Annotated in this window: 26 protein-coding genes; 2 read left to right on the top strand and 24 right to left on the bottom strand. The window is 64.2% G+C overall.

The window, feature by feature from the left end; genetic code table 11:
• Positions 1-32 precede the first annotated feature (32 nt).
• The 7 genes from NUH86_RS04385 to NUH86_RS04355 form a co-directional block, all read right to left on the bottom strand.
• Positions 33-494, bottom strand: coding sequence for a hypothetical protein (locus NUH86_RS04385; RefSeq protein ID WP_013846894.1), 462 nt, complete (start codon positions 492-494; stop codon positions 33-35).
• Positions 495-505: 11 nt separating this feature from the next.
• Positions 506-1,153: a hypothetical protein gene (locus tag NUH86_RS04380; RefSeq protein ID WP_013846895.1), complete on the bottom strand. Its 648-nt coding sequence runs from the start codon at positions 1,151-1,153 to the stop codon at positions 506-508.
• A 75-nt stretch (positions 1,154-1,228) separates the two neighbouring features.
• A complete protein-coding gene (locus NUH86_RS04375; RefSeq protein WP_013846896.1) occupies positions 1,229-1,924 on the bottom strand; it encodes a hypothetical protein in 696 nt (231 codons plus the stop codon).
• Between the two features lie 141 nt (positions 1,925-2,065).
• Entirely contained in the window at positions 2,066-2,875 is an 810-nt protein-coding gene (locus NUH86_RS04370) for a type I restriction-modification system subunit M (RefSeq protein ID WP_013846897.1), read from the bottom strand.
• A 166-nt stretch (positions 2,876-3,041) separates the two neighbouring features.
• Complete coding sequence (locus NUH86_RS04365; protein ID WP_013846898.1) at positions 3,042-4,289, bottom strand: hypothetical protein; 1,248 nt, start codon at positions 4,287-4,289, stop codon at positions 3,042-3,044.
• Positions 4,290-4,476: 187 nt separating this feature from the next.
• Positions 4,477-4,782 carry a hypothetical protein gene (locus NUH86_RS04360; protein WP_013846899.1) on the bottom strand — a complete coding sequence of 102 codons (306 nt, stop codon included), beginning with the start codon at positions 4,780-4,782 and terminating at the stop codon, positions 4,477-4,479.
• Entirely contained in the window at positions 4,779-5,255 is a 477-nt protein-coding gene (locus NUH86_RS04355; protein WP_013846900.1) for a hypothetical protein, read from the bottom strand. Before NUH86_RS04355 ends, NUH86_RS04360 begins: the two co-directional genes overlap by 4 nt.
• Positions 5,256-5,481: 226 nt before the next feature.
• Between NUH86_RS04355 and NUH86_RS04350 the strand changes: the two genes are divergently transcribed.
• Together NUH86_RS04350 and NUH86_RS04345 are read left to right on the top strand one after the other, a co-directional pair.
• On the top strand, positions 5,482-5,733 hold the full coding sequence (locus NUH86_RS04350; protein WP_013846901.1) for a type II toxin-antitoxin system ParD family antitoxin: 252 nt from the start codon (positions 5,482-5,484) through the stop codon (positions 5,731-5,733).
• A complete protein-coding gene (locus NUH86_RS04345) occupies positions 5,723-6,019 on the top strand; it encodes a type II toxin-antitoxin system RelE/ParE family toxin (protein WP_013846902.1) in 297 nt (98 codons plus the stop codon). The genes NUH86_RS04350 and NUH86_RS04345 overlap by 11 nt, the downstream gene beginning before the upstream one ends.
• 49 nt (positions 6,020-6,068) lie before the next feature.
• Here NUH86_RS04345 and NUH86_RS04340 read toward each other — a convergent pair whose 3' ends face one another.
• The 17 genes from NUH86_RS04340 to NUH86_RS04260 all read right to left on the bottom strand — a co-directional run bounded on the left by NUH86_RS04340 (position 6,069) and on the right by NUH86_RS04260 (position 26,607).
• Positions 6,069-11,231: a lactate dehydrogenase gene (locus tag NUH86_RS04340; protein ID WP_013846903.1), complete on the bottom strand. Its 5,163-nt coding sequence runs from the start codon at positions 11,229-11,231 to the stop codon at positions 6,069-6,071.
• A 121-nt stretch (positions 11,232-11,352) separates the two neighbouring features.
• Complete coding sequence (locus NUH86_RS04335) at positions 11,353-11,928, bottom strand: hypothetical protein (protein WP_267251434.1); 576 nt, start codon at positions 11,926-11,928, stop codon at positions 11,353-11,355.
• A 208-nt stretch (positions 11,929-12,136) separates the two neighbouring features.
• On the bottom strand, positions 12,137-12,532 hold the full coding sequence (locus NUH86_RS04330) for a hypothetical protein (protein WP_237365920.1): 396 nt from the start codon (positions 12,530-12,532) through the stop codon (positions 12,137-12,139).
• Complete coding sequence (locus NUH86_RS04325; RefSeq protein WP_237365919.1) at positions 12,529-14,688, bottom strand: hypothetical protein; 2,160 nt, start codon at positions 14,686-14,688, stop codon at positions 12,529-12,531. The genes NUH86_RS04330 and NUH86_RS04325 overlap by 4 nt, the downstream gene beginning before the upstream one ends.
• Positions 14,682-16,508: a hypothetical protein gene (locus NUH86_RS04320; protein WP_237365918.1), complete on the bottom strand. Its 1,827-nt coding sequence runs from the start codon at positions 16,506-16,508 to the stop codon at positions 14,682-14,684. The genes NUH86_RS04325 and NUH86_RS04320 overlap by 7 nt, the downstream gene beginning before the upstream one ends.
• The gene (locus NUH86_RS04315; protein ID WP_237365917.1) at positions 16,505-17,953 is read right to left on the bottom strand and encodes a tyrosine-type recombinase/integrase; all 1,449 of its coding nucleotides are present in this window, start codon (positions 17,951-17,953) and stop codon (positions 16,505-16,507) included. Before NUH86_RS04315 ends, NUH86_RS04320 begins: the two co-directional genes overlap by 4 nt.
• A 643-nt stretch (positions 17,954-18,596) precedes the next feature.
• On the bottom strand, positions 18,597-19,076 hold the full coding sequence (locus NUH86_RS04310) for a hypothetical protein (protein WP_013846905.1): 480 nt from the start codon (positions 19,074-19,076) through the stop codon (positions 18,597-18,599).
• A gap of 60 nt (positions 19,077-19,136) precedes the next feature.
• Positions 19,137-19,421 (bottom strand): hypothetical protein, encoded by a 285-nt coding sequence (locus NUH86_RS04305; RefSeq protein ID WP_013846906.1) that lies wholly within the window; start codon positions 19,419-19,421, stop codon positions 19,137-19,139.
• On the bottom strand, positions 19,418-19,693 hold the full coding sequence (locus NUH86_RS04300) for a hypothetical protein (protein ID WP_013846907.1): 276 nt from the start codon (positions 19,691-19,693) through the stop codon (positions 19,418-19,420). The genes NUH86_RS04305 and NUH86_RS04300 overlap by 4 nt, the downstream gene beginning before the upstream one ends.
• A gap of 112 nt (positions 19,694-19,805) precedes the next feature.
• Entirely contained in the window at positions 19,806-20,564 is a 759-nt protein-coding gene (locus NUH86_RS04295) for a PRTRC system ThiF family protein (RefSeq protein WP_013846908.1), read from the bottom strand.
• Positions 20,554-21,213 (bottom strand): PRTRC system protein A, encoded by a 660-nt coding sequence (locus tag NUH86_RS04290; RefSeq protein WP_013846909.1) that lies wholly within the window; start codon positions 21,211-21,213, stop codon positions 20,554-20,556. Before NUH86_RS04290 ends, NUH86_RS04295 begins: the two co-directional genes overlap by 11 nt.
• A complete protein-coding gene (locus NUH86_RS04285) occupies positions 21,210-22,040 on the bottom strand; it encodes a PRTRC system protein B (RefSeq protein WP_013846910.1) in 831 nt (276 codons plus the stop codon). The genes NUH86_RS04290 and NUH86_RS04285 overlap by 4 nt, the downstream gene beginning before the upstream one ends.
• An 8-nt stretch (positions 22,041-22,048) precedes the next feature.
• On the bottom strand, positions 22,049-23,140 hold the full coding sequence (locus NUH86_RS04280) for a hypothetical protein (RefSeq protein ID WP_013846911.1): 1,092 nt from the start codon (positions 23,138-23,140) through the stop codon (positions 22,049-22,051).
• A 75-nt stretch (positions 23,141-23,215) separates the two neighbouring features.
• On the bottom strand, positions 23,216-23,422 hold the full coding sequence (locus tag NUH86_RS04275; protein ID WP_013846912.1) for a PRTRC system protein C: 207 nt from the start codon (positions 23,420-23,422) through the stop codon (positions 23,216-23,218).
• A gap of 49 nt (positions 23,423-23,471) precedes the next feature.
• Entirely contained in the window at positions 23,472-23,909 is a 438-nt protein-coding gene (locus NUH86_RS04270) for a PRTRC system protein E (RefSeq protein WP_013846913.1), read from the bottom strand.
• A gap of 37 nt (positions 23,910-23,946) precedes the next feature.
• Positions 23,947-25,584, bottom strand: a complete 1,638-nt coding sequence (locus NUH86_RS04265) for a PRTRC system ParB family protein (protein ID WP_013846914.1) — start codon at positions 25,582-25,584, stop codon at positions 23,947-23,949.
• 36 nt (positions 25,585-25,620) lie between these two features.
• On the bottom strand, positions 25,621-26,607 hold the full coding sequence (locus NUH86_RS04260; protein ID WP_013846915.1) for a toprim domain-containing protein: 987 nt from the start codon (positions 26,605-26,607) through the stop codon (positions 25,621-25,623).
• Between the last annotated feature and the right edge of the window lie 159 nt (positions 26,608-26,766).

The following is a 26,766-nucleotide window of genomic DNA, read 5'->3' as shown; positions in this document are numbered from 1 at the left end:
CGGGTAATGTGGATGCGGGATCGGTGCGCGCATCAGGCGGCGCAGCGGCCAGCGTCCTGACGAAGGCCGAGATCGAAGGCGGTGAGGTTGCCGTATTTCGGCTCGAGACGATCGAAAGCGGACGTCAGGTCGTCGATGTCGATCCAGGTGAAGGCGTCGCCGGGATCGGAGTCGAGCTGGAAGACGATGGGTGTGAAGGCCGCGGTCATCTCCGGGAAGCTGGCCTGGATGATCAAGGTTTCGATCCGGCGCCCGAGGGCGGCAATGCCGGAGGCGAACTCCGCTCGCTCGGCATGCGCCATCGTGAAATAGCGGTCGGGCGCCAGCAACGGTGCGATACGGACGCATGGGAGACGCCCGACATGTTGTGGCCCGGCAACCGTGCCGGTCAGTGCCCGGCGTTCGGCCGTGACCTTGTCGGCGGGGACCAGCGCGCGATAGGCATAGTGCGGCAGCGTCCCCGCGATGCGGGAACGGGTGACGATGATTTCCATGGTGACTGTCCTCAGGCGAAGAGCCGGGTCGCAGCGGCGTCCGGTTGGGGAAGATCGAGATCGCGGCGGATACGTTCAGCGAGCCTGGCAGGCTCGATCAGTTCCGCTACGGAAGCGAAATGGTTGCGGCCACCGACATAGTCCTTGGTCCCCGAGCAGGTGCGGAACATGACCTCGTAGCCCGGTCCCATGCAGCCCAGATCGAACTGGATATAGAGATGAGCGGCATGAATCGTAATTTCGCCCGAGCAGGCGATACCCGCCATGTTGGAACGCAACTCGAATTGCCCGCGTTCGAGACCGAGCGCCTTGGCGAGCCGCGTCATCGCCTTGCGGCCCTGTTTGTGAAAAATGGCCTTCGCGTCGCTGTCATAGTCGACGCCGCGTCGCGCCAGCGTCACCAGGATCGGCGTGCGTTCGACAGCGCCGACGGCTTCGACGCAAGCACGGCGCAACTCGGCCTGGGACGGACGGTTCTCGGTCGCAATGTTGCCGAGATGACGCGCCAGCAGCAGAACCGCCGGATCGCACTCCGCATCGACCTGGTTGCGATGGCACTCGTCGATTGCCTGGATCAGGACGTTCAGCCCTCCGGCAAGCGTGGTCAGCGCGGAAGGGTCGAGCGCCTGTTGAAAGCGAAACGCGGCGTCATAGGACATGAGGTTCTACTCCTGGGGCCTGGGCGCATCCACACGCCCGCCTCAATCTCTCCCCCCTCCCCCTCGATCAGACCGTCACCATTCGTAACAGGGGAGCCGATCGGTCGTGGAAGCATCACGGTCCAGGATCAGGTAGTTGCAGCCCAGTCCTCGCGCGAATGTCAGCGCATGGAAGAGATCAGCCGGTATTTCCGATTTATCCCCGAACGAGGACGGAGCCGTGGCTATGACCCAGCCATAATGGGTATCGGCTATGCTGACGGGACGGTGGCACGGATCGAGTGTAATCCATTCGTCGATCTTTTCCGTCGTCGGCCATGATATATGGCTGGAGGACAAGGCGATATAGTTCCCGATCTCGAGGCGTTCGGGATCATAGCCGAAGTCGGGATCGATCCATTCCATGCGGCTGGTCAGCTGGTCTTCGGGATGGAGGTTGAAATAGTCGCGTATCACCATGGCATCGTCGAGGGACCCCGGATCGCGGCTGTCGTTGATTTCGCCCCATTGTGAGCGGCAGAAGGTCGCGACCTGCACCTGCAGCCCTCGATAACTGACCGCGACGACATTGGTGGTTCCGTGGCCATGCCCGATCGTGGCGAGATAGACGGGAATGGACCAGGCCACGGGCGCCCGGTCGATCGATAAAATTGCGGTATCGAGGTCGGCGATGATCTCCGCAATGTCGGCGTCCCCTTCGGCATGGGAGGCCAGCGCAGCCCTGGCGCGCGCCAGCAAATCGAGGTGCATGGATCGCGGATGATCTTTCATCACAATCTCCTTCTTCATGGGTGATTGAATAATTGCGCGGAGATCGCGCCCGGTCGTGGTCGCGGGATCCGCAACGCCGGGGGACATCAGCGGCTTGGGCATGCCGATGGTCTTCTCGATTTCATTGTCGCAATGCCAGGCTCAGAAGAGGCTGAGCTGGCGTGGCGCGGCACGTTGTTCCGGGCGTTCCACTGTGGACGGCGGCAGAAGTATGTCCATCGGAACGGGATGATTCTCGATTGGACCGGTGGTTGCCATCAGCTCGGTATCGCGCCGTGCAAGTTTCGCCGACCATCCGCCCATGATGTGCGCTGGCGTATACCAGTAGCTGCGTATTTCGAGTGAAAGCGAGTTTCCGACGACCACCACGGCAGGAATGTGCAGGAGACTGAACTGGATATACGCCATGTGGGCGACCCGCGCGTCGATATCGACGGCGGTCACATGGAGGTGCCGCTGATAGTTGATGCCTTGCGCGCGCATGGTTTGTGCAAGGGCGATAACCGTTGCACCCGCGCCGCAGGCAGGTTCCATTGCGCGCACAAAACCTTTGCACGCTATCAGATCCTGGATCAGCTTCGGGCCCCCAAGCGTCGCCTCTGCCATCATTTGACATATGGGCCACGGCGTGAAGAATTGCCCCTTGTCGGCGCTCGATAGTTCAAGGTTGTTATACACCGTGCCGAGCGCATCGCGGGGTTCGGCCTCCAGCGCCATCATGATCTCCGCAAAGACCTGAGGAAAAAGCTCGACGATATCGCGCTCATACTGGCCGACGATATCGAGATAGCGCTTCTCGCGTGCTTCGCGGTTGCGCAGATCCATGCTGTTGGAGATGCTGATCGCACTCGCCTCCATGCAATCCGAAAACAGTCGGTGCAAATCATGGCAATAGGCGCAGGATCGCAACAGCCTGGTCACGTCTGCGACGTGGCGTTCGTGAGGAGTCATGATGATGTCCTGATTGACGGCCGCACGTCAGCGGCTCCAGGGGCCGGCAGACCCAGGTTCGCGAAGTGCATGGCGCACATCGAGAACGGGCAACGCGTTCGAGACGCACGCCACCATGCCAGACCGGGATGGCCGATATGGAACGGCGACGATGACGGTCGACCGATCAGGCGTCGATCAGGGTTTCGCACCGGCTTCGCGGCGACGAATGCACAGGCAACCGCGGCTCGAGGTGGTTCCGGACGAAACCGCTCGTGATCCCCAGCTCGCCGGATGCGACCCTGGCAAGCTGCTCCTCGAAACTGAGCTTGCGCATCGCGGCGGCTTCGCGTGCGGCCCTTGCCGCCTCGCGCCGGGTGTCCTGCCAATGCGCTTTCGCCTCGGCGAAGCCCATCGTGCCGAGGAGACGCCGGAACGCGTACATTTCCTGAGACGAGACCGGAGGCCAGGACGGATTGCGCACGGGCGTGCGGCGAACCCGGCCGGGCCGCCGGGGAGGCGGCAGGGCCTGACCCTCCGCGGCCAGTTCAGCGGCAAATGCATCGCGAAGATGATAGGCGGTCGAGGCGCCGATCACGAGTTCGCGCGCGGCTCGCTGGACGGGCATGCGATCGAGGAGCATCGCGCGCAGTAGCTCTTTCTGCTCATCGGTGACGAAGCGCGCGCTCTCGGCATGGACATGGCGGACCCCGGCGGCATCGCATCCGGGGAGCACTTCGCCCCTGCGGCGCAGGCGGCGGAAGAGCCGGGTCCTGATGCGTGTGCAGCTCGTCCGTGACACGCCGGTGTGCTCGGCGATCTTCTGGGTGCCAAGTCCCTGCAGGAAGAGTTGCTCGACCTGTTTGCGTTTCGCCGGCGACAGCCTGGCGCCGCTATAGGCCTGGCCGCCTCCGGGCGGTGGTAGCAGCGCCTTGCCGCGTGCAAGCAGTTCCCGATTATATCGGCGACGCTGCTCGGAAACGCAGGCCGCCGACACGCCGAGGCGCAACTGGATGTCGATGCCCTTGAGGCCCTTCTTCAGGGCATAGCGTAGGCGCTCGATACCTTCGACGGTCAGGCGACCATGCTGATCGCGCTCCGCGGGACGGTATCCACGCCGGACACACAGCGCCGTCGTAACCGCGTTGGAGGCGCTGGCCTCACAGACCCCGAAATGCTTGCCGATCGCGCTGAACGACCAGTTTTCGACCTCGCGCAGTCTGACGGCCTCATCGAGGGCTTCACCCTGAAGGCGCGATTTGGGCGCGGAGCTTCTATGGGCCGTCGTCAAGCCAAGCTTGTTGGCCTTGACCTGCAGGGCATGGACGCTGCGGCCTGGTAGCCGCGGCGCGATGCCATGTCCTTCGGCCGGATACCAGGCGCGCAGAATGGCGATTTCCTGCGCCGTCCATGGCGCGGATCTGGGAGTGGTCATGGGAAATGTCTCCGAAGAAGGGAGAGCCTGGTGGTCCGTGGTCCCTTCGGACACACTCGCCTGCTCCTCTCCCTGCTTCCCCCTCCACTCTTTATTGCCGTCCATGCCGTGGGCGACTTTCCTGGTTGTGTTCGCCGTCACCCTGATCGGTCAGCTCGTCGAGACGTCAGAAACAGGCTGATCCTCTTCAGCGAATCCAGGGCGCACGCAGGCGGCTGCCCTCGCGGAAGCGATCGGCGCCCAGGGTCGCAGCCAGGTCATCGCGGATGGCCGCGAAGGGCCGGACCACGTCGATCACGGTAGCTGGCTCCAGGATTTCGCCGTAGCGGGTTCCGATCCAGAGAAGGTCGCGATCATCATCGTCAACATCGTCGTCCTCCCGCTGGACGATCGCGAAATAGCTGTTCAGGGGCGCGTCCCATCCAATGGCGATGCTCAATGCGCCATGGGTGCTGGCCGCTTGCGCGAGCGGATCGAGTTCGTGCCGGCTCATGGTGCGTCCATTCCCTCATCCTCGGGTGGGCCGAGACGGTTTTGCATCGCCTGGCGAAACTGGCGCAGCATCTCGGCTTGCTCGGGGTATCGTTCCTCCCACTGGGCGCGAGGGATCAGGAAGCCGACATCGACCAGTTCGCGCCGGAGCGCCTCTGTCACGGTCTGCTTGACGGTTTCGGGAATGGCGAGGGGAAAGGACTGAAACTGGCACAACCAGGAGCAATCGTCGGGTTCCTGGTGCCGCCGGAAATGATCGGCGTCGAAGATGAGATCGGTCCGAACGACCGCATCATCCTTGACCGCGATCACGAATTGACCGCCGGCCGGGGTTCCGTTTCGCGCGGAGGCGATCATGCGTTCATGCCAGGTGTGCGCCGCGGCCAGCGCCACGCCATAGTGGGAGCCGTAGGCAGCGTGGAGGATCCAGCTGACGGGATGGCTGGCGGCACCGAAGTGGAAGGTGATTTCCATGCGGGTGACTCCTCGATTGGAGATGGGACAGAGGTTTGGCGAAGCGGGTTTTTCCGCGGCCAGTGTTCAACTATGCTGCGGGATCGTGGTGGGTTCGCCGGTGCGCTCATCCGCAGGCATACGGACAACGCTGAGAGATGCGCTTTGTCTATGATCGGCTCTCGTTGCCCGCCTGATTTTGACAATCTTTGCCAAATATGCCATATAGTCTCTTAGAGGTGTTCCCATGGCGACAATGAATGTTTCCCTCCCCGATGCGATGAAGGAATGGGTCGAAGGTCAGGCCGGGACAGGCAGATACAGCAATGCCAGCGATTATGTGCGCGACCTGATCCGTCGCGACCAGGAGCGGCGGGAGAAGATCGCAGCCATGCAGACCATGGTCGATGAGTCTCTCGCCTCCGGCATAAGTCCCAATTCCATCGATGACATGATGAAGGAAGCCCGGCGTCGCGCAGGCGTCGGTCATGGCCTATAGACTCACGCGTAACGCCGAAAAGGATCTCATCGGTATATATGTCGGCGGCGTCGGAGAATTAGGAGAAGCCGTCGCGGAAAAATATCAGGCCGGTTTGCATCGGGTTTTTGGATTTCTCTCCGACTTTCCCTATTCGGCAAGAGCGCGCGCGGAAATTTCACCACCGGTCCGGGCACATCCCTACAAGTCCCATATCGTCGTCTATATCATCGAAGGACAGGACATCCTGATCCTCGGCGTCCGTCATGGACGGGAAGACTGGCAGGCATCCGACCAGCTTTCCTGAAATTGCGTTCACGCCTGTGGAACAGGTCTCGCTCTATGACTGGTGCCGGTCAGGCCGCTTGCGGAACCTCAGCGCCTTCGTTGCTCGAAGGCGGTGCCAGGATTGCGTCCTCATCGTTCCCCGGCTCGAACTCCCCTTTGGTCGTCGCCAGGTCAGCCTCCAGTTCCGCGAGTTCCCGCAACTTGTCCTCGAGCAAGGCGGCGTCGGGAAACTCCTGGTCGAGACGCGCCTCGAAGGCCGGAAGGCGCCGCTCGTTCGCTTCGAGATCGGCCTGCACGGCGGCAAGTTCGGCGTCGAGATTGAGAATGGAGGATTCGAGCCGGCCCAGCGCCGTGGTCCATCGCGTCTTGTCGGATACTTCGAACGCGTTACGCTCGCCGTGGTGGAGTGCCGCGACAGACGTGCGGATGCCGCGCTCGCCATCGTCGTCCACGGCCTCATAGCCTGAAAGTTCCACATCGATGCCGTTGACGGTGCCGAGCAACTGCCGGGCCTGGCCGCCGTGCAGTCGCAATTCGAAGGCCTGCCTCAGAATGCGTTCGCCGGCGGCCTTGCGGTCGGTGACCATGGTGCCGCCGCAATCGAACAGGACCTCGTCGTGACGCGGAAGAACCCGGCGTGCGATATCGGCCTCCAGCTTCGCGATCAGGTTGGCGCCGTCGATGATGGCGTCCGCGGTTCGCTTGATGGTCCTGCGGATATTATACTGGTCGTCGATATGCGCGTCGCGCAGGCGTTCGAGCCTTGCGACCTCGGCATCGAGCCCAGCCTTGCGCATCAGGCGATCGTCGCCGGACGCCAGCGCCTTTGCGAGCGCGAACTGATTGACGTTGGAGCCGACATCCTCGATCCGGCGAATGGAGCGATCGCCCGACATCGCCATGTTGATGAAGCGGGCTTTTCTTTCGAGCATCTGCCAGTTGGTCGCGTCCATCGAGCCACTGGTCGCATAGCCGTATAGCTCGATTTCGTCGTTCTGGTTCCCCTGGCGCTCGATCCGGCCTTCGCGCTGCTCGATATCAGAGGGTATCCAGGGAACGTCGAGGTGATGCAGGGCTTTGAGGCGCTGCTGCGCGTTGACGCCCGTTCCCATGGTGGGCGTGGAGCCGATGAGAATGCGCTTGCGCCCCTGATTGAGGTCGTTGAACAGGCGCTGCTTGGCGCTGTTCTTCTTATAATGCTGCATGAAGGCGATCTGATCGGCCGGTATGCCCATCTCGATCAGCTGCTCGCGGATCCAGACATAGGCGGAGAAGCCGCGTGTCTCGATGGCGTTCTCGGTGCCGAGATCGGAGAAGATCATCTGCACGGCGCCGGGCAGCGGATAAGGTCGCCCGGTTTCCGGGTCGGTGTAACGATTGTCGGCCGTATCGCGCCAGATACGATGGACGTTCTCGATCAGGAGATTGAGCTTGTTGCCCTCCTCGTTCCCCATCATGGGGTCCACGAAGCGGAGATCGATCGCCGAATGCCGCCCGTCGGTGATCACCGAAAGCAGGATATCGTCGCCCTTCTGGGGTCGCCCGCTGCGGTTCTCGATCGCCTTGATGCGTCCGGCCAGCACCTTCTGATAGGCCTTGAAGGGCGCCCCGGACTGGGCGACGATGATCTTGCGCTTGCCACCCTTGATGGTGGGCAGCCGGACATATTGGCGCAAATCGTCCTTGAGTACGACATCGGCAACGCTGCGGTACATCGCCATCAGGTCGGCGACGTTGACGAATTCGCAGAAGCGCGTGACCGGCTTGTAGCTGCCGCTCGGCTGAAGTTCGAGTTCGGTGCGCGTGTCGCCGAAGTTCGCGGCCCAGGCGTCGAACTCGTGCAAGCCCTTGGCGTGCAGTTCGTCGGGCTGCATGAACCGCTGCAGCGTATACATCTCGCCGAGCGTGTTGGTGATGGGCGTGCCCGACGACAGGATCAGTTCGCGCCCGGGATTGATGTCGGCAAGGTATCGGCCCTTGACGAACAGATCCCATGCCCGCTGCGAGCCGGCGGGATCGACGCCCTTGAGGTCGCCCAGATTGGTCGCGAAAGTGAGTTTGCGGAACTGCTGGGCCTCGTCGACCAGAATCTGGTCGATGCCGATCTCGCCGATATGAACGAGGTCATCCTTGCGGGCCTGCAGGTTCTCTAGCCGCCGCTGGAGTCCTTCCTTCAGGCGCTCGACCCGCTTGCGCGAGACGCGATCGTCGCTCTGAATGCCCGTGATCAGCACCTCGTAGCTGGCGAGCTGGTCTTCGATCAGCTGCTTTTCGAAGGCTGCCGGGGTGGGGATGAACTTGAACGCATCATGGGTGATGATGATCGCGTCCCAGTTGCCGGTCGCCGCGCGGGCCAGGAACCGCCGCCGCTTCTCCTTGATGAAGTTGGTGTCGTCGGCGACAAGGATGCGCGCCGTGGGATAGAGCATCAGAAACTCGCGCGCGATCTGCGCGAGACAATGATTGGGCACCGCGATCATCGGCTTGTTGGCAAGGCCGAGACGGCGCTGCTCCATCACGGCGGCGCACAGGCTGAAGGTTTTGCCCGCGCCGACGCTATGAGCTACATAGGTCGAGCCCGCGGCGACGATCCGCCAGACAACGCGCTTCTGATGGTCGCGCATCTGGATGGTGGTCGACGCGCCCGGAAGCGTCAGATGCCTGCCGTTGAACGTCCGGGGAACGAGGTTGTTGTAGGCGTCGTTGTAGATGCGGACCAGGCGATCGGCGCGTTCGCTGTCTTGCCAGACCCAGGTCTCGAAGGTCGACTTGATGCCTGCAAGCTTTTCCTTGGCGGCTTCGGTGTCGGTGACGTTGAGCTCGCGGCGCTCCGAACCGTCAGCTTCGCGGTGAACATCGTAGATCTTGGGGATATGGGAATTGAGGGCATCTTCGAGCAGGTCCGCGGCGCCGCGGCGCGCCGTGCCCCAGGTCGAGGTGGAACTGACATGTCCGGCGAATGGGAGCTTGTCGACGGTCCAACTCGCAATATCGACGGTATGATAGATGGTGGTCTCGACCTCCATGATCTCCGCGACGAAGGTTTCGATGACCCTGGTAGGAATCCAGGGCGCGCCGAGACGCGCGGTGATCTCGCTGGGTTTGAGGTCGACCGGCTGGACCGCTTCGAGCGCGGTGGCGACGGCATGGAAGCGCGGATCGGCTTCGGCATTCTCGCGGGCAAGAGCGAGCTTGGTCCGCACCGGTCCTGACAGGGCTTCGTCCGCCGTAACCCAGTTGTCGAAATGGGGCGTGGTGCGGACGGGGTCGAGATAGACGTCGTCGGCGAGATCCGCGAGGGCCTCGGCCTCGGTGACGCCGAGCAGGCCGGCGATCAGCGGGAGATCGACGCGGCCGCGCTCGTGGAGCGACACCGCCAGCGCATCCTGCGCCGAGTGGATTTCATGGGCGACTGGCGGTTTGACGACACGTTCGGTGAAGATCGCGCCCGGCGTGCCGGTATCGCTCGCCTCGTCATAGGCCTCGATCGACGCGACCAGCCAGACGTCGGGATCGTCAAGGAAAGGCTGGAGGTTCGGGCGGCGCTGATATTCCTTCTCGGCGCCGGTGTCGGGATCGGCGCGGATGCTGGTGATGGTCCGGTTGATCGGGCCGTATTTCTTCGTGAACTGCCGATAGTGCGCGAGCAGCTTCTCCTGGGACGCCGCATAGGGCTGGTCGTTCAGCTGCGCCCGCAGGATCGCGCGAACCGCATCGCGGATCGGGATCAGCGCCTTGATGATACTGGCGTGCCTGGCGAACAGGCCCGTGGTGCCTCGCCCTGATTTGACATCGACGACGGTCGGCATGCCGTCGACGATCTGGTGCAGAACGCCGCCCGATACGAGATAGCTGCCTTCCTTGAACTCGGCCTCATCCGCCGCCGTACCGATCTCAAGGTCGAGCGAGACGTCGACCCGGTCACGCAGCGACGTCGTGCGATGGATGGGGCGGCAGGTGCCTTCGTATCGGGATGCGATTCCCGACAGGGTAGCGATGAGAGCCTGCCCAAGGTCGATGCCCGGCTCGGCGGCGCAGTGATAGTCCATGCCGAACTGGCCGCTTTTCCATTCATGGCGCCCAAGGACATGACCAGGATTGTCGAGGAAATAGCGGTTGATCCGCAGCGGTCCCTCGCCCTCGTCGCTATCGGGAATATCGGCCAGATCGATCCACTTGTGTCCGGCGCCGAGGTTGTCTGGCTCGCGCTTGCGGAAGAGTAGGATATCGACGACGACATCGGTGCCCGCTTCCTGCCGCATGACCCGGCCGGGAAGACGCACCGCGCCGAGGAAATCGGCGATGGTATCAATATGACTGCGGGCCTTGGGGTCGCTCTTGTCGAGCGAATAGCGCGAGGTCACGAACAGGGCGACGCCGCCGGGGCGAAGATGCTCCAGCGATTTCGCGATGAAGAAATCGTGGAGCGACAGGCCAAGCCGGCCGAGGCTGGTCTTGTTCTGGATGCTGAGGTTCGAGAACGGGGGATTGCCGATGGCGAGGTCGAAGTCGCGCGGCAGCGAAGCCTTGTCGAAATCGATGCAGCGGATGATCTGCCCCGGATAGAGCGCGCTCGCGACGCGGGCGGTGACGGGATCGTTCTCGATGCCGACGAACATCGTGTCGCTCGCCAGCCAGTCGGGCCGCAGCCCCATGAACAGGCCGCTGCCGCATCCGGGTTCCAGAACCTGGCCGCCGGTGAAGCCGAGGATGCGGGCGGCATCCCACATGGCGCGGACAATATATTCGGGCGTGTAATGGGCGTATTGCGTCGCCCGCTTGAGCGACTGGAGTTCGGCATCGGTCGTCTCCGCGGCAAGGCCCTGCCCCAGTTCCTCCCAGCCATCGCGGAATGTGCCCGCGCGATCGGCGAAGATATTGTTCGCAAGCTCGGAGGCGCCGAAGCCGATGAACTTCGCGATGGCTTCCTGCTCGGCCGGCGTCGCCCCTCGTTGTTCGCGGTCCAAGAGGTTCAGCAGCCGGATCGCCTCGATATTGTCCTGCGCGCGGCCCTTCCATGACGACGCCAGCACCCGACCGGCGGCGAAGGAGAAATCGATGGGTTCGGCCGGAGGCGGATCGGCAAGCACCTCCGCCGGTGCCAGCGAGAAGAGCGTGGGCTCGCAAAGCTGGGAGACGATCGCTGCATCGGGCGCTGGATCGGGCGGTCTGGCGGGCTGGTCGAAGTCGAGGCATAGCTGGAGAGCCAGCGCGGATGCACTGTTTCGCATGGAATGCTTCCTTTTTTGGTGGGTTCGCGGGCGCAGCGCGGCGGCCCACAAGCGTGTCGGGCTGGTCGGGGATCAGGGCGTGATGGGAAGCCCCGGGTCGGGCGTCGTTTCAGGCGTCAGGTCAGCCGAGACGAAGCGACGCGGCATATTGGCGCAGCAGATCGGCTATCGCGGTCCGGGCATGCGCCTTGTTGCCGATCACGATCTCGGGCTGGAGTTCGCGGCCGAGCGGCGTGCGGTATCCGAGCGCCAACCTGCCGCTCATGTCCTCGACGATGATCCGGTGGCCGCGGGGCCGCGCCGGACCGGCATAGCGCGCGGTGAAATCCCCGAGGCGGCCCGACAGCCCGGCGGCCATCTTGCTCCAGCGGATATGGCCACCGGCAAATTGATCGCCGGGCGCTCGGCCTCGTGCGAGCCAGAGGCGGAACTGGGCTCGCTGTTGCAGCGCCGAATTGCGCGTGCGCTCCATTGTTCGGGTGAGCGGGAGGATATCGGCGTCCGCATCGAGCCGTTCGAGTTCAGTGGGGTCCACGACGACGAGAATATCGGAATAGTCGCCTTGGCGCAGAGTCTGGCGCGTCACCGTCGCGTCGGCAGGCGTAGGCCCGGACGAGAGCGAAAAGGGGCGGAGCCCGGTTTCGGCGCTAACGGCATAAAGCGCGATAGCTTCGTGTCCGGGTCGTTCGCGTAGCATGGCCAGGATGCCGATTGTGCCCGTCGCGAGTTCAGTCGCGCCGAGCAGAAGGACGCGGCGATGCCAGGATGCCGGTGCCGGGACGTCGGTGGGGTGCGACCACTCGCTGGGGAGCGGCCGTCCCGGCTGCGCATTCTCGGTGCGATTGGGCTCGGAGGGTGTGGCAGCGAAAGCTCGACGGGCGACGTCGAAGAGTTATCTAAACTGTCTAGGGTGTCTCATCTCCTTTTTTGCGGGGCTGAGCATGGGCGTTTCTCCGGAACGGCAGGACAGCGGCGCGCGAAGCGCGTTGCTCTTCCTGCCCTTTTTGCAGGGCTCGGACCTGTATGTGCTGGGCGCGGATATGCGCCGTTCGGCGCTCCTCTCTTCCCTTCTCAGGCCCGCCCGCCGGGGCCGCCCCTCTCACTCTGGCGGCGGCGATCGCTTCATGACAGGCGGCCAGGACGGCCGTGGCGCGGTTCGCCGTGGCCCGGCTCACGCCGGCTTCGCGTGCGAGGTTGGCGACGGTAAGGCGGCCATCGGTCCGCGTCGGGCATCCGTCCATGAGGCGCGCCAACGCCTGTCTCAGTGCTTCCTCGGTCGTGCGGCTGACGGGCGGCGTCATTCGGCACCCCCTGTTTTCAGAGGTGCGATCAGCTTGCGTTTGCGATCATTGTCGCGGCGGAGCGCTTCACGCTGGACGCGGGACAGGCGCTTGCTCTGCAACAACGCATCTGTCTCGGCGATCGAGGCTTCCCAGACCGGCAAGTGCCGGAGCGTGATACAGGAGTTCGGACATCGATCAGGCGCGCATTGCGATTGAAGCGGGTTTGTCCGCCGGTCGATCCCCCGCTTGTCCAGGCATAGCGCCGTCGCGGGGTCGAAGAAGCAGTCGGTCAGGTGGCCAACATAGAGGGTTCGCGCCAGGTGCGCGAGCATTGCCCTGATCCGCCCCTTGTCAACGATGCGCCCAGGGAATGGGTCAAGCTCGCGCTGCACGCGATCATATTCTTGGGCGAGGCGCGTCGCTGCGGGGCCAGCTATGCGTTCGGAGCGAAGGTGGGCTTCGTAATGCTCGACGATATCGTCGAGTTGTCCGAGCGCCCGTTCCTGCTCCACCTCTTGACGGAAGCCCGACGCTGACGATCCCGCATAGCCATCGAACATAGCGACCGAAGCATGTTTATACTGGATCTTCCCGGCCACGACGCCGAACGGACGGTTGGCGATGTACCAGGCCAGCGTCCGCCGGAACTGCCTGGTGGTAAATGACCACGATCGCCCTTCCACCAACGGGAAGATCGGCTGACCCGAAGCGCCATAGCGCTCGTCGATGAGTTTACGGAGGCGGTTGATCTGGATTACGATGTCCGGGATGCCACGTTCGGGCGCCTTGTTGATTTCGTTGAGGGTGAACCAGAGTTCATCCTCGCCGCGCTGGCGGCGATGTTCCTCGGCGAGGCGTTCCGCGACGGCAACCGCCCGATCGACCGGCGCGATCGTGATCCATTCGGCGGGCTCGCCGCGGGTGCCTCGATCCTTGTAGATCGTACTGCGGATGGCGAGCCGCTCGACCAGGCCGTCGGCGCTGCGCGAACGCGCAACGGCACCACGCCGCATCGCCTGGAGTTCAGCGTCGCGCATTCCGCTAAGATAGGCGCACAAGATGTAGGCGGCGGTCTGGAGGTTGACCTCTTCGTCGACCAGGCTGCGCGGATCGAACCGAACGCGCCAGGGCAACCCGGTGTCTGGGTCGATCGAGATCGGCGTGTCCATGCCGCCGCGCTCGATACCCAGCTCGACCGCCGCTTCCCTGAGCAAGGAGTGGGCATTTCCGTTGACGGCGATCGACTTCATGCTCACGTCGATCTGCATTGAGATCAGCTGTATATTGATAACCTCCCCGCGCATCGGCGTGTCACGCGCCATCGCGGCCGCGGCTCCCATCCTGTCCCGATTGTCCCAGACGGGGATGCCCCGCCCCGATTGCCGACGTTCCTTGATCCATGCGTTGACGCGCGCGATGACGTCAGCCCGCTTACGGACCTGCGGTCTCGCCGCGCGTTTCGCTAGCAGTGCCGTCAACTCGGTGCGCGCGGCGAAGATGTCCGCCGAGAACAGGTCGATATATTTGAGCGACCAGTGCAGCAACGTGCCTATCACCGACTCTGGGATACGCGGCGTCCGGTTCTCGCTCGGCTGCGTGCCATTGCAGCCGGCGACGCGATAGAGCGTGCGGCCGCCCCAGGGCAGGAAGGTGAGGCCGCCGCAGGTCAGATAGGGCGCGAGCCGGCGTAGCTCGACGATCGGTTTCAGATATCGCGCGAAGAGATACGGGCCTGCGGAGAGCGTGGCAGCCAGCATCGATCGGTAGGCGTCGATCGTCTCCTGGTCGATCAGCGACATATCGAACCGGCCATGCTGTTCCCGGACGTAAACCATGAAGCGCTGGAGGTTCTGGAACGCCGTCCGTGCCGATAACGGAAGCATGCGGCGCCGTCCGGCACCGACGCGGGTGTTGAGGCTGGCGAAGATATATTCCTTGGCGATGAGGCGCTCGACCGGACAAGCTATGTCGGTGAAGTCGAGTACCTGGGGCGCGCGCCGCGCGCGAGTCTGGAAGACCCCCGGCGCCATGTCCCATCGGTCGTCGCCGAACCGCGACAGATGGTCGCGATCCGTGTCGTCCCTGAGCGGCACCGAGGCGAGCACGATATCGGCGTCGTCGCGGTAGATCGAAGCCGGGGACCGAACCTCGGCAACGGGAAGATACCTCACCATACGCGGACCTCGGGGGGCAGATAGTCGGGGCTCGATCCGTCCTTTACGGCTGCCGCGCGCGCGTCCGCCACGAGCTGCGGCGGGAAGGCCGGAATGATCTGCTCGGCGATACGACGATGGGCACGGCCGAACCGGGCCGACCAGGCGGCTTCGTCCATCGCGCCACGCTGCTCGATCATGAAGGTGTCGAAGGCGATCAGCGCCGGCAGCTTGCGGGCGGTGATCACGGCATTTTTGCATTCAAGGCAGCCCCAGAACGGTGTGGGGCACGGCTCCCCAACCGACGCGAACGGGCTGGCATAATAGCCGCCGCAGCTCGCCAGCCACACATCCTCGTCGCCGGCAAGTAGCGCAGGAACCTGCTCGGCCGCGATGGGAAGCTCTATGGATTGCGGGTCGGCGCGGACTGCCTCCTCGATCTCCGGCGGGACGAGCGTCGGTCTGAACGCGGTGTCCAGTGCGTCATAGAGGGCGCTGGCAACCGTTTGTTCGTGAACGTGCCGCAGCGCCGGGATGTCGGCATAGTGATTGGCCGCGACAGCGATCGAGTGACCGATCGCGAAGTCGGCGAGCTGGCCTTGGGTATGTAGATAGCGTTCGGCCTTGTGGGTCTTGCGCAGCCGCGACAGATGCAGGTGAAGCGGTCGGCCATCGTCATCCACAAGCCGGTGGTGCGCGACGAACGCATCGACGGATCTACGACTGTTCTTTCCCTCGAGGAGCTTAAAGCCGTCCCACCAGGCCCAGAGTCCATCCGTGCCAAGATATCGGCGCGCGCGTTCCGTCAGGCTGATCGCCAGACGGACGATCGCGCCGGGGGTCGAGCTGGCGCCGTCGCGTATCCGCAGGTGCTTCCATTCCGCACCCTGCGCGCGCCGCTTGCAGTATTCGATCTCGACATAGCCGCGCGTGGGGTTGCGAAGGCAGTCAGCCTTGAGGCCCTTCACGCATTCGATCTCCATGCCAGTGTCCAACGACAGCAGCACGAGGAAGGCGATGAGATCGAGGCGGGTCAGATAGAGGGCGCCATGCAGCGTCGTGCTGCTCAGATTAGGTCGACCGTTGTTATGAGTGCCGCGCTTGAGGTGCAGCAACGGCGGGACTCGCGAGCAGAGCGCTCCGTCACGGGCGAGTGCGACAAGGACCTCGGCATAGAGGCCGTTTAGCTTCGGGTGCGCGGCGATGTCCGCCCTCGGCGCGGGCATGTCGTCGCCGAGCAGGATTCGCGCCGCCGCCTCGGCGATCTGCCTTCTGGCGGCCACCCGAAGCGCGGTCGCGACACCGCTGCTGTAAGCATCCCGCACACGGGGATAGATATACTCGCCGCCGCTGAGCCAGCTTAGCCGGTATTCCAGCGTGGGCGGGAAGCGACCCGGATGGTTCTCGGCCGCCATACGCAACAAAGCGATCAGCGCGCTTAGCAGGCGCCGAAGACGATGTTCGGCTTTGCCGTTCTGCCTCAGCCAGCCCTCGTAGCTGTCGATGAGGTCGGCCGTCAGATCGTCGAGACCGTCGATCTTCATGTCGGTCGCATCGAGGAACGTCCAGAAGGACTTGAGCTCGTGCACCTTGTAGTAGATGGATCGCCCGATCGGCGCCGGTCCCAGCTGGCGGATATGTTCGTGGAGGAGCGGCGCCATTGCGGTCGAGAACGACGGGTGCGACCACTGGGTCAGGTCGACTTCTTGCGCGTCGCCGCTATCGAGGACGACGTGGAAGCGGCGCGGGTCTGCGGTCTCGATGATTTTGGTTCGAGCGACCTCCTCGGGCGGCGGGGCATCGATCTCCGGGAAGGTTGCCCGACGGCCCCGGCCCTTCATGCCGCCATGCTTTCGGCGCCGACATCCAGCCCCCATTGATCGACGGCGGCGTCGATCAGCGCCTGACATTCGTCGAGATGATCGAGGTAGATATAGGTGCTCTCGATCCGGCTGTGGCCCAATAGCCGCTGAAGCTTGAGGAGCGGGTCGCCGATCATGCGCCGATAGGCGGGACTCATGCGACCCGCTCGTTCCTCCAGAAGCCACGTCATCTGCTCGCGCAACAACAGCGTCAGCATGTGGACGGCGAAGGTGTGACGTAGCATGTGCGGCGTCACGTCGATGTCGAGGCCGAAGCGGCGGCACCGCGCGCTGGCGCGCATGAACACCGCCTCCCAAGACGCCATCGGCATCGGCAGGCCACCCTCAGTCAGCCAGAGCATAAGCGGCACCCTGGCCTGTCGATGGATTAACCGGCGGCGTTCGCTGAAGCTGAGGCCCTCGAAGCGAACGGGTTTGGCCGACTGGTCATCAAGGCGCAGCGATTGATGATCGTAGCTGGCGACGATCAGCGGCGCTTCGATCCGTTCCCATCTGTGACGCAGCTCGTAGCGGTCCAGCGCGTTCGCGCGTTCCACCTCGGCATAGTCCCGCAACCGTTCAAGCAACCGCAGCGGCAACCGAACCTCGCGCCCCTTGCTCCCCTTGGCCGTCGCCGCTGCGATCGGGAACGGGATTGAGCGCCGATCGTGATGATAGTCCGGCATCGGCAGTTCCGCGAGCAGCAAGCTCGATCCTTCCTGCAACCGCAGACCCGTCGTCACCAGCAGCTCCGCGAAGAGCGCGTTGCGCTCACCGTTTCGGCCGCGCCAGCTCGGATCTTCCTGCCCATCGGGGAGGCGGCCGCGCAGCCCGACATCGCGGAACAGCAGGTATCGATCGAGCGACAGGAACCGCGTGTTACGCTTCCGGGCCGCCGGCTCGCGCGCCATGTTGGCGGCAACACCGATGGCGCCGGCATCGCGTCCGCGCACCCACATCTGCCGGTAGGTGAAGGGCGCCTTGTCGATCAGCTTCTCCCCGACCGCCCAGCGATAGAGCTTGTCGAGTGCGGCGATCGCGCGATTCCAGGTCGCGGCCGAGACGCGGTGCGGCGGCGAGGACAGGCGGCGGGCCATATGATAGGCGGCAATGTCGTCTCGGTTCGCCGCCCAGACCGATTTCCCGTCACGCCGCTCGGCGAGGAAGCGCAGCCACACCACTATGTCGCGCGCATATGCACGCAGGCTGTTTAGCGACCGCACACCCATCGTTGGAGCGGCGCGAAAGAACCTGTTGAGGTCGTAATCGTAGCTGCCGTCCTCTCCAAGGATGAAGGGCATGCCCTCGACAAGACCGAAGTCTTCCGCCGCCGCGATCTCCGCCGTGGTAAGTTGATCGACAGCGCCATCGACAATGGCAGGCATTTTCAATGCAGCGAGATCGGTGAAATACAGGTGCGGCATGGGCCTCCGGAAACGGCAAATCATAATCCTGACCCGGCTTAAGCCGGGTCAGGATTATGATGGGGCGCGTGATATCCATCCGTTGCGAATATCCCCCGCCTTGTATCGGAGGCGCTCTCGCTAAGACAGACTCACAGAGTCTGGATAAGAAAATGTCGTCTGGTTGGCCGCCGCCATCCAGAAATCCGTGGCGGTAGGCAGGTCGTCGGACATCGGGATCCCCCGGTCGTGGCGGCGACGGCGGCCTGGATTCCCATCCCGCCCGGGCAGCGTAGAGTCCGTCGGCGTAGGCGACGGCAGCATCCCAGCCATAGCCATGGACGTCACGGCCGTGGAGGATCGCGGGGTTTCGGCTGTCGGTGCTGCCCTGGGCGATCTGGCGCTCGATGCAGGCAAAGTTCGCGGCCACGCGCTGGCGCTCGGTTTCCTGGGCGATCGCTTCGTTGAGGGGACGAAGCGCCTGAACCCGCTCGCGGGAACGCGCCATGCGGGCGTCGAGGGGCGCATCGTTCGGCAGGTCGGGGAAACGGCGCCAGGCATCGGCCAACGCATGGGCGTGATGAGCCGGACGGCCGCGCGCCATCCAGCATCCCGCATCGGCGGGATCGAAACTGTCGGTCATGACGATCTCCGGCCTGGAATGTCAGCGGCTGGCGAGAAGCAGGTCGAGCGCGCGCGCGAACACCGCGTCGCCGGCGTCGTTGACGATGACCGCGGCGGGATTGGTGGCGCACACGGCGCGGGCGACGATCGCGAGCGGCCGCTTGCGCAGCGGATATTGCAGGATTTGATCGTTTTCGATCGTGACGATGTTGGTGCGTAAAAGGCGCTTTAGGCGCCGGGACTCGAGTTCGCGCGCGAGAAGGTCGGCTACCTCGATCTCGAGATCATGGTCGCAGCCGAGATTTTCATCCAGGGTGCGCACCGGCCGGTTGGCCTTGAGCCAGGCATCGACCTCGGCCACGGTCCACCGGCCAACCTGGTGATAGAAGTCCGCTCCGCCCGTTCCCTGGTTTCGGGCATGAAAGGCGAGTTCGCCTTCGATCCAGACTTCCGCCGAGAAAGCCGCGGTTTCCTGCGATAGCGCGGCGCTGTAGGAGATACGCCGTAGTTCGATTTGCATGGGGATTCTCCAGACTGCTCCATCATGCGGAGCACCCTCCCCTGTTCCCTCTCCCCCTTTCTAGGCGCAGCCCGGACTGTCGCCCGCGCCGCAAGGCCGGTATTCGGCATCGTAAGAGCAGCTGTTCTCGAATTCGGGATCGTCGGTTTCATCGACCAGATAGCCGGTGACCTCTTCAGCCGGCTCCGCCTCCAGCACACCAGCGGCGTTCGGAAGGAGACGAACGGGGAATATCCCGCGTCCGACGATCGCGTCAGCCTGCCGCATGGCGTCCGCATGATCATCGGCGGTCACCGCGACCTTGACTCTGATCGTCGTATAGACATGGACATGAAACCCTCTCATGCCGGGAGCTCCGACCAGCCACCGGCGTCGCTGATCCAAACCATTCCGAGCGCCCGGAGCGGCATTTCCATGCAATCACTGGTCTCAGCGAGGGGATCGCGCACGAACACGCTGCCGCGGTCGTTGGCACGCTGCGGGGCGCGTCCGCCGAGCACCATCAAATCGTTGGCCCCACCCGGCATGGGGACGATATCCCCCGGCCTGACCTTGGCGGCCAGCACCCGGCCAATGGTATAATGAAGGGTCCAGCCCCTCTGGGAAAGTGACGCCATGTTTGGTCTCCTTGTGTGAATTTGCGAAGGCGCGATTCTCCCGCCGCTCCGCCGGACTGGCGTGCGGTTCCGGCCGGTGCAGGCCGACTGACACGGGGTGATGCGGGTAGGTTCAGTCGCCGCGCGGCAACGGGATCGGGACGGCCTGACCGCTGGCGAGGTTGAGGAATGCGCCGGCGTGACCGATGGAGCCGCGTCCGAGAAGGTCGAACAACAACGCCAGGGCATGGCTCGCAACGACGCGGTTGACGAACAGCGACTGGCGTTCAAGCGCTTCGGCGACCGAGCAGGAAGGGGCATCGTCGTCGGGCAGGTTTTCGTCGGCGAGTTCGGGGAAATATTCGAGCACGGTCGGCAGGCGATGGCGGTGCTTGTTGGAACGGTGCTCCGGGGAGCCTATGAGGTATTGCCCGTCGCTCGCGCGATTGCCGAGATCCATCCAATAGGCGGGAACGGTCCCGCATTCGGCGAGCGCGGCACCGATCGCGCGGCGGGCCGATGCCGTGTCGACACAGGTGATGACGATGTCGGCGCCATCCATACTAATGGCTTCAGGGGCGCGGCCGTGCACTGCCTGCCAGGCCAGGCCGTGTGCGAGGTTGATCCGTTCGGTGAGCGTGCGGGCCTTGGAACTGCCGACGTCGCCCCGGTAATATGGCTGCCTGCCGAGATTGGCTTCGGTCACGATGTCGTCGTCAATCACGGCGACATGCAGCGATCGCGAGGAGATCGCGCGCAGCGCGGTGTCGAGCGAGGCGAGTCCCATCAGCATCTGCCCGCCGTTTCCGCCGCAACCGACCAGCAGGATGTTGATCGTGCGATTATCGAACCCGGCGGGCAGATAATGACGATCCGTGAGGTCAGTCGGCATGACGGTCTCCTGAAAACGGGCTCCGTGGTAACGGCAGGAACATGCCGTCGGCGCAAAGGCGCGCGAGCATCACCGGGCCGCCGGGGTCACCGAGCCAGCCGACGACGATCGCGATCTTCGTCGCATGGGCGTCATCGGCATCGTCGGTGGTGCTGAAGAAGGCGGGACCGACCCCGTGGCTGTGAAAATCGCAGAGGACATGCCAATCGGGCTGCGGGACCGGCGTGCGGTAGACGAGGCGCGAGGGCGTGGCTTCGTCGATGACCGGAAACTCCACTGCGAATTCCCGGGTCGCTTCGTTCCAGAGAACAAACGCCGCGGCTTCATTGGGCAAGGCTGCGCGAAAATGATCGAGAATATGATCGAGATGCTCGCGTGGAATGAGCCCGCAGCGCAGTTCGGCGCGGCAGGCGCCCGTGCTGCCATAGGGCACGTGGAGGGAAAGCGGCGTCGTGATCGGGAAATCGAGTTCCAGCCAGGGCCGGCGCAGGACGAGCATGACGCCGTCTATCCCGATCGCAAGGCCGCGCCCGGCGCGGGCAGCGCGCAGCGCGTCGAGGGCCGGCGATCGCCCCTGCGGCGGAACCGGATAACAGGGCACGGCGGCAAGGACCGCGGCCGCAGTGGGATCGTCAGCAAGCACGGTCATTGGTTCGCCCCTCTCGCAATGAGCTTTCCGAGAGTCATCGGATCGGTCCGGGTTGCTCGCCGGGAGGCCTGTCGTGTCCGACCGGGATCGAATGGCCTGAGACGCCTGACCGGAAAGCGCTTCGCCTTGCGCGCGGCGAGGTCGTCCCAGAGCCGAACCAGACCACCTTTGCCGGTGATGGTCAGTTCCTGTCCGGGATTGGGGTGGGTGGACCAGCTATCGAACACCCCGCGCTCGAATTCCGGGATGGAGGCTGTCGTCAGCGTTTTTGGCTTCGGAATGTTGCCCCAGCAAAGTTGCCCGTCGAGATAGACATTGAGCACCGGCGAGTGCAGCACCGGGGTATCGATGCCGGGGCGTTCGTTTGCCGGCAAGGCGTAAACGCCGAACCCCGATCGGGTCGCGATGAACAGATGCGGCGGATACGGGACCGGCATAGTGGTTCGCGCGGCGAGCACCTGCAGGCCGGCGGGCGGATCCGTGAGAGCGAAATAGGCCGGGCGAACCTGGGTCGGGATCCACCATGCGAGCATGTCGGGATGAGCGACCAGCACATTGTCAGGCAGGAATTCGGGAAGAGCGGTCCGGCCCAGGGCCTCGGTCCATTGACGCAGATGCGCGCGCGACAGCGATGTGCCCGCGCCGATGATCGGCTTTCCCTCATCGTCATGCTCGATCGCATGGATGCTGGCGAATGCGGCGGCGCCCGCGCGAGCGGTGGCATAGGGACTGGCGTTGCGGATCGGCTGGCTGCGGTAAAGGAGAATGGCGTTGGTCAGCGCGAGGCCGCCGGCGGTCGCTTCGAACTGGGTGCGGTGGTCGGACATAAGGAACCTCAAAGGTTGGCTGGATCGAGCTGGATCAGGTCCTGCGCGGCGAGCAGGAACCGCGCGCCGACACGCAAGGACGCGAACCAGTCGTCGATCGGGACTGAATCTGGCAAAGGGCAGAAGCCGGCGATGTCCATGAAGCCGTATTCCATCCCGTGGCGTCCGACGTCATCGACCTCGCGTGCGAACTGCTCGACCGGAACGAGCGTCAGCGGGGGCAATGTCGAGCATTCCTCGATGCCGGGGAGATACTCTTGGGCAATCTCGATATCGAATTGCCAGGCGCTGCGCTCCGGTCGGAGTTTCCCGAGAGCGGCGTACGCCTTGCGGAGTTCCTCCAGTTTCCGGTGTAAGCCGTTCGGAAGTTCCGCCGATGCCCCCGCGTTTGCCGCGATCATCCAATCGGGTCGGCGAGACTCCATGTTGGATGGCAGAGTGAGTTCCTCGATATCGTCAGGATCCATGCCCTGATATTCGACGATCCACTGCCGCGCGGTTTCATCATCGGTCGCGCCGTCCCAATAGTACATAGAGATTTCATCGAAGAGGTCCTGGTAGCCGAAGATCGGAAGGGCGCGGCCCAGCATATCGTCGAGGGCCTTGTAGGCTGCGGCGCGCCAGGGAATGGGCGCATCGCTGTCTTCGATCCATCCGAGGTCGAGTTGCCCCATGCTGTCGCAGATCACCGCGATAGCCGGCGGATAACCTTCGTTCCCGTGAAGAACCGCGACCCTGAAGTCCGCGAATTCGACGGAGCCCAGAATGTCGAGCACCGCCTTGTCGAACAGTCGTTCGATGCGCTGGCGCGCCTGGTCGCGAGTATAGCGTTTAGCCGTCGTTTCCCGAGACGTGGCCCAGCGGCCTATCAGCTTGTGATGGGACGCCAGTGGAGCATCGAAGAGGGCGGGAATGTCGCCGGACAGTGCAACGGCCCGCCCCGCGAGGTCAGCCGAGGGGTGGAAGGCGCAGGCCCGGTGGCGGCGGGAGCGGCCTGGGAGCCTTGCTCCCGCCGTCCCCGGACGCGAGAAGGATGCACGCGTGGAGCGCCTGGGTTTGCTCGCTGCAGATTGGCTGGGTGAATTCGGATGTGTCGCCATTGCCGGGCTCGATCCATTCGATGAGCGTTTTACGAACTGCGGACGGGATCGCCGCGCTGCTGCCGCGCGCCACGGTCAGCCCTTGGTGCCGACGGCGCGCCGGTATTCGGTGACGTGAGCGCCGCCCGACACGCCGGCGTCGACCATCTCGGCGTTGAGAACCGCGGGGTAGAGCGTGGCATGGTAGGCACGCAGACCGTCGGGATCGTTGGCGAGATGCGGCGGAACCGGAAGGTCGATGCCGTCATAGCGGTACGCGCGGGTGAGATGGTTGATCTGCATGAGGTAAAACTCCCGGCTTGGGTCGTGGCGAGATTTGAGCGGAGTCCGGTCAGAACAAGGTGGCGGGTTGGTCCGGTTTGGCGTCGACCGGCGGGGTGACCGCGTGCTGGAGCTTCGGAGGACTCACAGGCACCGTCGTCTTTGCTGTCGCGGCCTTCGTGGCGGCCTTGGCCTTCGCGGCCTCCGCTGCGGCGATCCTTGCGTCCTCGGCCGCCTGGCGCTGATCGGCGATCTGGTCGGCAAGGGTCTTGCGCGTAGCGATGAGCTGGCCGAGTGCGCCGTCCGATCCACGGCCAAGTTCCGCATCGATCTCCACGGCGGTTGCGGTGATCGAGATCGGGCGGGTCTCGCCGGATTCGAGACCGTGCTTCGCGCCTTCCGCCTTGCGGGGAATGACGGTCAGCGTGACGGTATCGTCGGGGCCGGCGACAAGATCGAAACCGAGCGAATAGTTGGCGAGAAGCGGCAGCAGGTTGGCAATCAACATGGGCGTTGGTCCTTGTCTGGAAGGGTGAGGGTGTCGGTCAGGCGGCGATTTGCGAGATGGGAGCGTCGGCCGGCTGGGCAGCACGATCCGGGGGCGGTCCATAGGCGCCATCGAGCGTCATGCAGCCCGGCAGACGTCCCGCCCAATCGAACCCGATGCGATTGAGCATGCTGGTGACAAGCTCGGTCTTTTTCGATGCGAGCAGCTTGGCGAACCGTTTCTCGCCGACATGCGCGATCAGGCCGCATTCCTGGGCGATGAACTTGAGCTCTTCCTTTGTGTAGCGCTCGAGAAAGGTCTGATCGACCTGCCACGTCTCGCGCAAGTCGACCTCGAACACTCTCGCAAGGTCCGCGACATGATCGAAGCTGAGCACATCCTTGGCGTAAGCGCCGCCGATGACGGCCAGCACATTGGCGGCCCGCGCATCGGCAAGCGCCCGGATTTCCGCGATCTTGCCCTTGAAGTCGAGGTCCGGGAACGAGGCGCCGACGAGGATGCCAGCGCGGGACGTCAGCGTGTCGGGCTTGATCTGCGAAAGCGTGCCCGACATCGCCGCCACAAGGATCGTGGTCCGGGCGTGGACAGCATTGCCCGCGAGCGCACGGGCAAGCGCGGTTCGCCATGTCGCCTCGCGAAGCTCGGCGGTTCGGGTCGCGATCGACCTGGCCGTGACGGTCGGCTTATGCGCCGTCGACGCGGCCGGCACGGTCTCGGCAGTGCGTGGCGGGGGAGGCTCGCGGTTTTCGACAGCACTGGATGATATGGCGCCGCGTTCCGGCTGCGGCTGGAGATCCATCGATGGCGCGGGTTCGACGGTGACATCGTCCTGCGCATCAGCGTCGGCATCATCGGCAGCAGGAGGCATCGCTCTCCTGGCCGCCTTCGCGGCGCGCTCCTCTTCCTCGAAACGGATCACCTCGGCGGCTTCGGTCTTGAGCTTGAAGCATCCCGGATTGGTGCAATGGCCATCATCGACATGGGTTTCGAAAAGGACTTGCTGCGCCGCCGAGTTGAACGGACAGGTGGCGCACTCGGTCTTGTCGAAACAGGCGCTCGCGAGGCTATGCGTGATGCGCATCAGTTCCTTGCGCGTATCGTTCACGTCAAGATTCAGGCGCAGGATCGTGTCGAGGGCCGTGTCCTGCTTGTCCTTGGGGATGACGGCGAGCAGTTCGGCGTGACCAACCTTGATCCGGCGCTCATCGAGGGCGGTCTTAGCGGCGTCGGTGAGTTCAGCGAGCGCCAGGCGGCGATCAAGCTTGGCGCGGGACCAGGCCAGTCGCCGTGCGGCCTCGGCGCGGTCGCCGTTGCATGCCGCGAGGTAGCGGACGGCGGCATCGGCCTGCTCGGTCTCCGACGGATCGTCACGGTCGTCATTCTCGGCGATCGCGGCATCGAGCGCTTCCTGGTCCGTCATCACGCGGATGATGACCGGCACTTCGCCGTCGAGCCCATAGACTTCCAGCCCTGCCCTGTACCGACGCTCGCCGGCGACGATGGCATAGACGTCGTCCTTCGGCCGGAGCAATATGGGCTGGAGTATGCCGCGCTGCCGGATGGAAGCCACCATCTCCTCGTGCTTCTTCCGGTCGAAATACCGGCGGGGATTGTCGCCCTTCACGATACTGGCGAGCGGCAGCGTGGAGGGATAGCTCGGTTGTAGCGAGGTCAAGGCTCGTCTCCTGTGTGGATTGTAGCAGGCTCGCGTTCAGGGTTGGCTGGACGCCCATGCCGCTGCGCGTGTCGGAATGTGCGGGACGCGGCCGATCATCAGCCTGCATTCCGCAACCATCTCCCTCCCCCTCCCCCTTCCCCTCGCCCGGTAGAGGTCGTTCCAGTCATTGAAGCCCGGCGGTGGAGGCAGCGGCTCGATCGACCGGCCGTCTCGCGCATGCGCCTGTTTCGCCCGTGCCGCGCCGCGCCGACCGGAAAGGTCGTTGTCGTGAAGGAGGAAGAGGCGTTCAACCCGCTCAGGCACAGTGACCAGGGGGAAGCGGTCAGCACCAAGCGCGGCCCAGACGGGGATGCCGAGCAGCAAATGAGCGGACCAGGCGGTCTCCCAGCCCTCGGCCAGCCCCAGCACATCGGTGGCGGCCCCGAAACGGACGGTGCCACCGTGCGGGCGACCCAGCATCAGTTTGGGCGGATCGAGATCAGTGGCCGGCAATCCGGTCCGGGGGTCGAGGAACAGCCGTTCGAGTGCTATGACGCCGGTGTCGGCTTCAACGGCGGCGAGCAGCGCCGGACGGAAACGGACGTCGGCGCCCCGGCCGAGCGGCACATGATCATGGTAGCGCAGCGCCGGATGCGGCTCGTTGAAACCACGCGTCGCCATATAGACGCCCGCCGGCGTATCGGTAACGGCACGCGCTTCCTTCCAGAGCGAACGGATCCGGCCGGCCAACCGTCGCTCGCTGCCATCCGCGCGTGCGAATTCCGCTTCAGCGTCGGCCGTCGGGATAGGCCGCCTGTCGCTGCGCAGCGCGCGGATGACATCAATCGTGGAACAGCCGGCAAAGCACTTGAACAATATGCTATGCTCGCCGACCCGGACCGACAGGCTGGGGCGATGGTCGTCGTGCGCAGGGCAACGGCACATCGCGCCCGATGGCTTCCATGTTCCACCGAGTGATTTGACGATATTGGCGGCAGCGGCATGCAGGCGCGGATCGGCGCTCGTGCGCGACAGGGCCATGGGAGGAACTCCAGCATAGGGAAAACTCCCTCGCCCCACTCCTCCTTCTCTTCAGGCCGCGGCCGACGCCCGCTGTCAGTATGATCGCAGGTCGTATCAACGGGTAGCGCGTGCCCGTTTCACCGGCATAGCACTGAACGCTACGTCGGCCTATTGATC

Origin of the sequence: Sphingobium sp. JS3065 (genome assembly GCF_026427355.1) — a bacterium.
Taxonomy (GTDB): Bacteria; Pseudomonadota; Alphaproteobacteria; order Sphingomonadales; family Sphingomonadaceae; genus Sphingobium.
The sequence above is the reverse complement of the archived record's forward strand: the minus strand, read 5'-3'. Positions and strand labels throughout refer to the sequence as shown.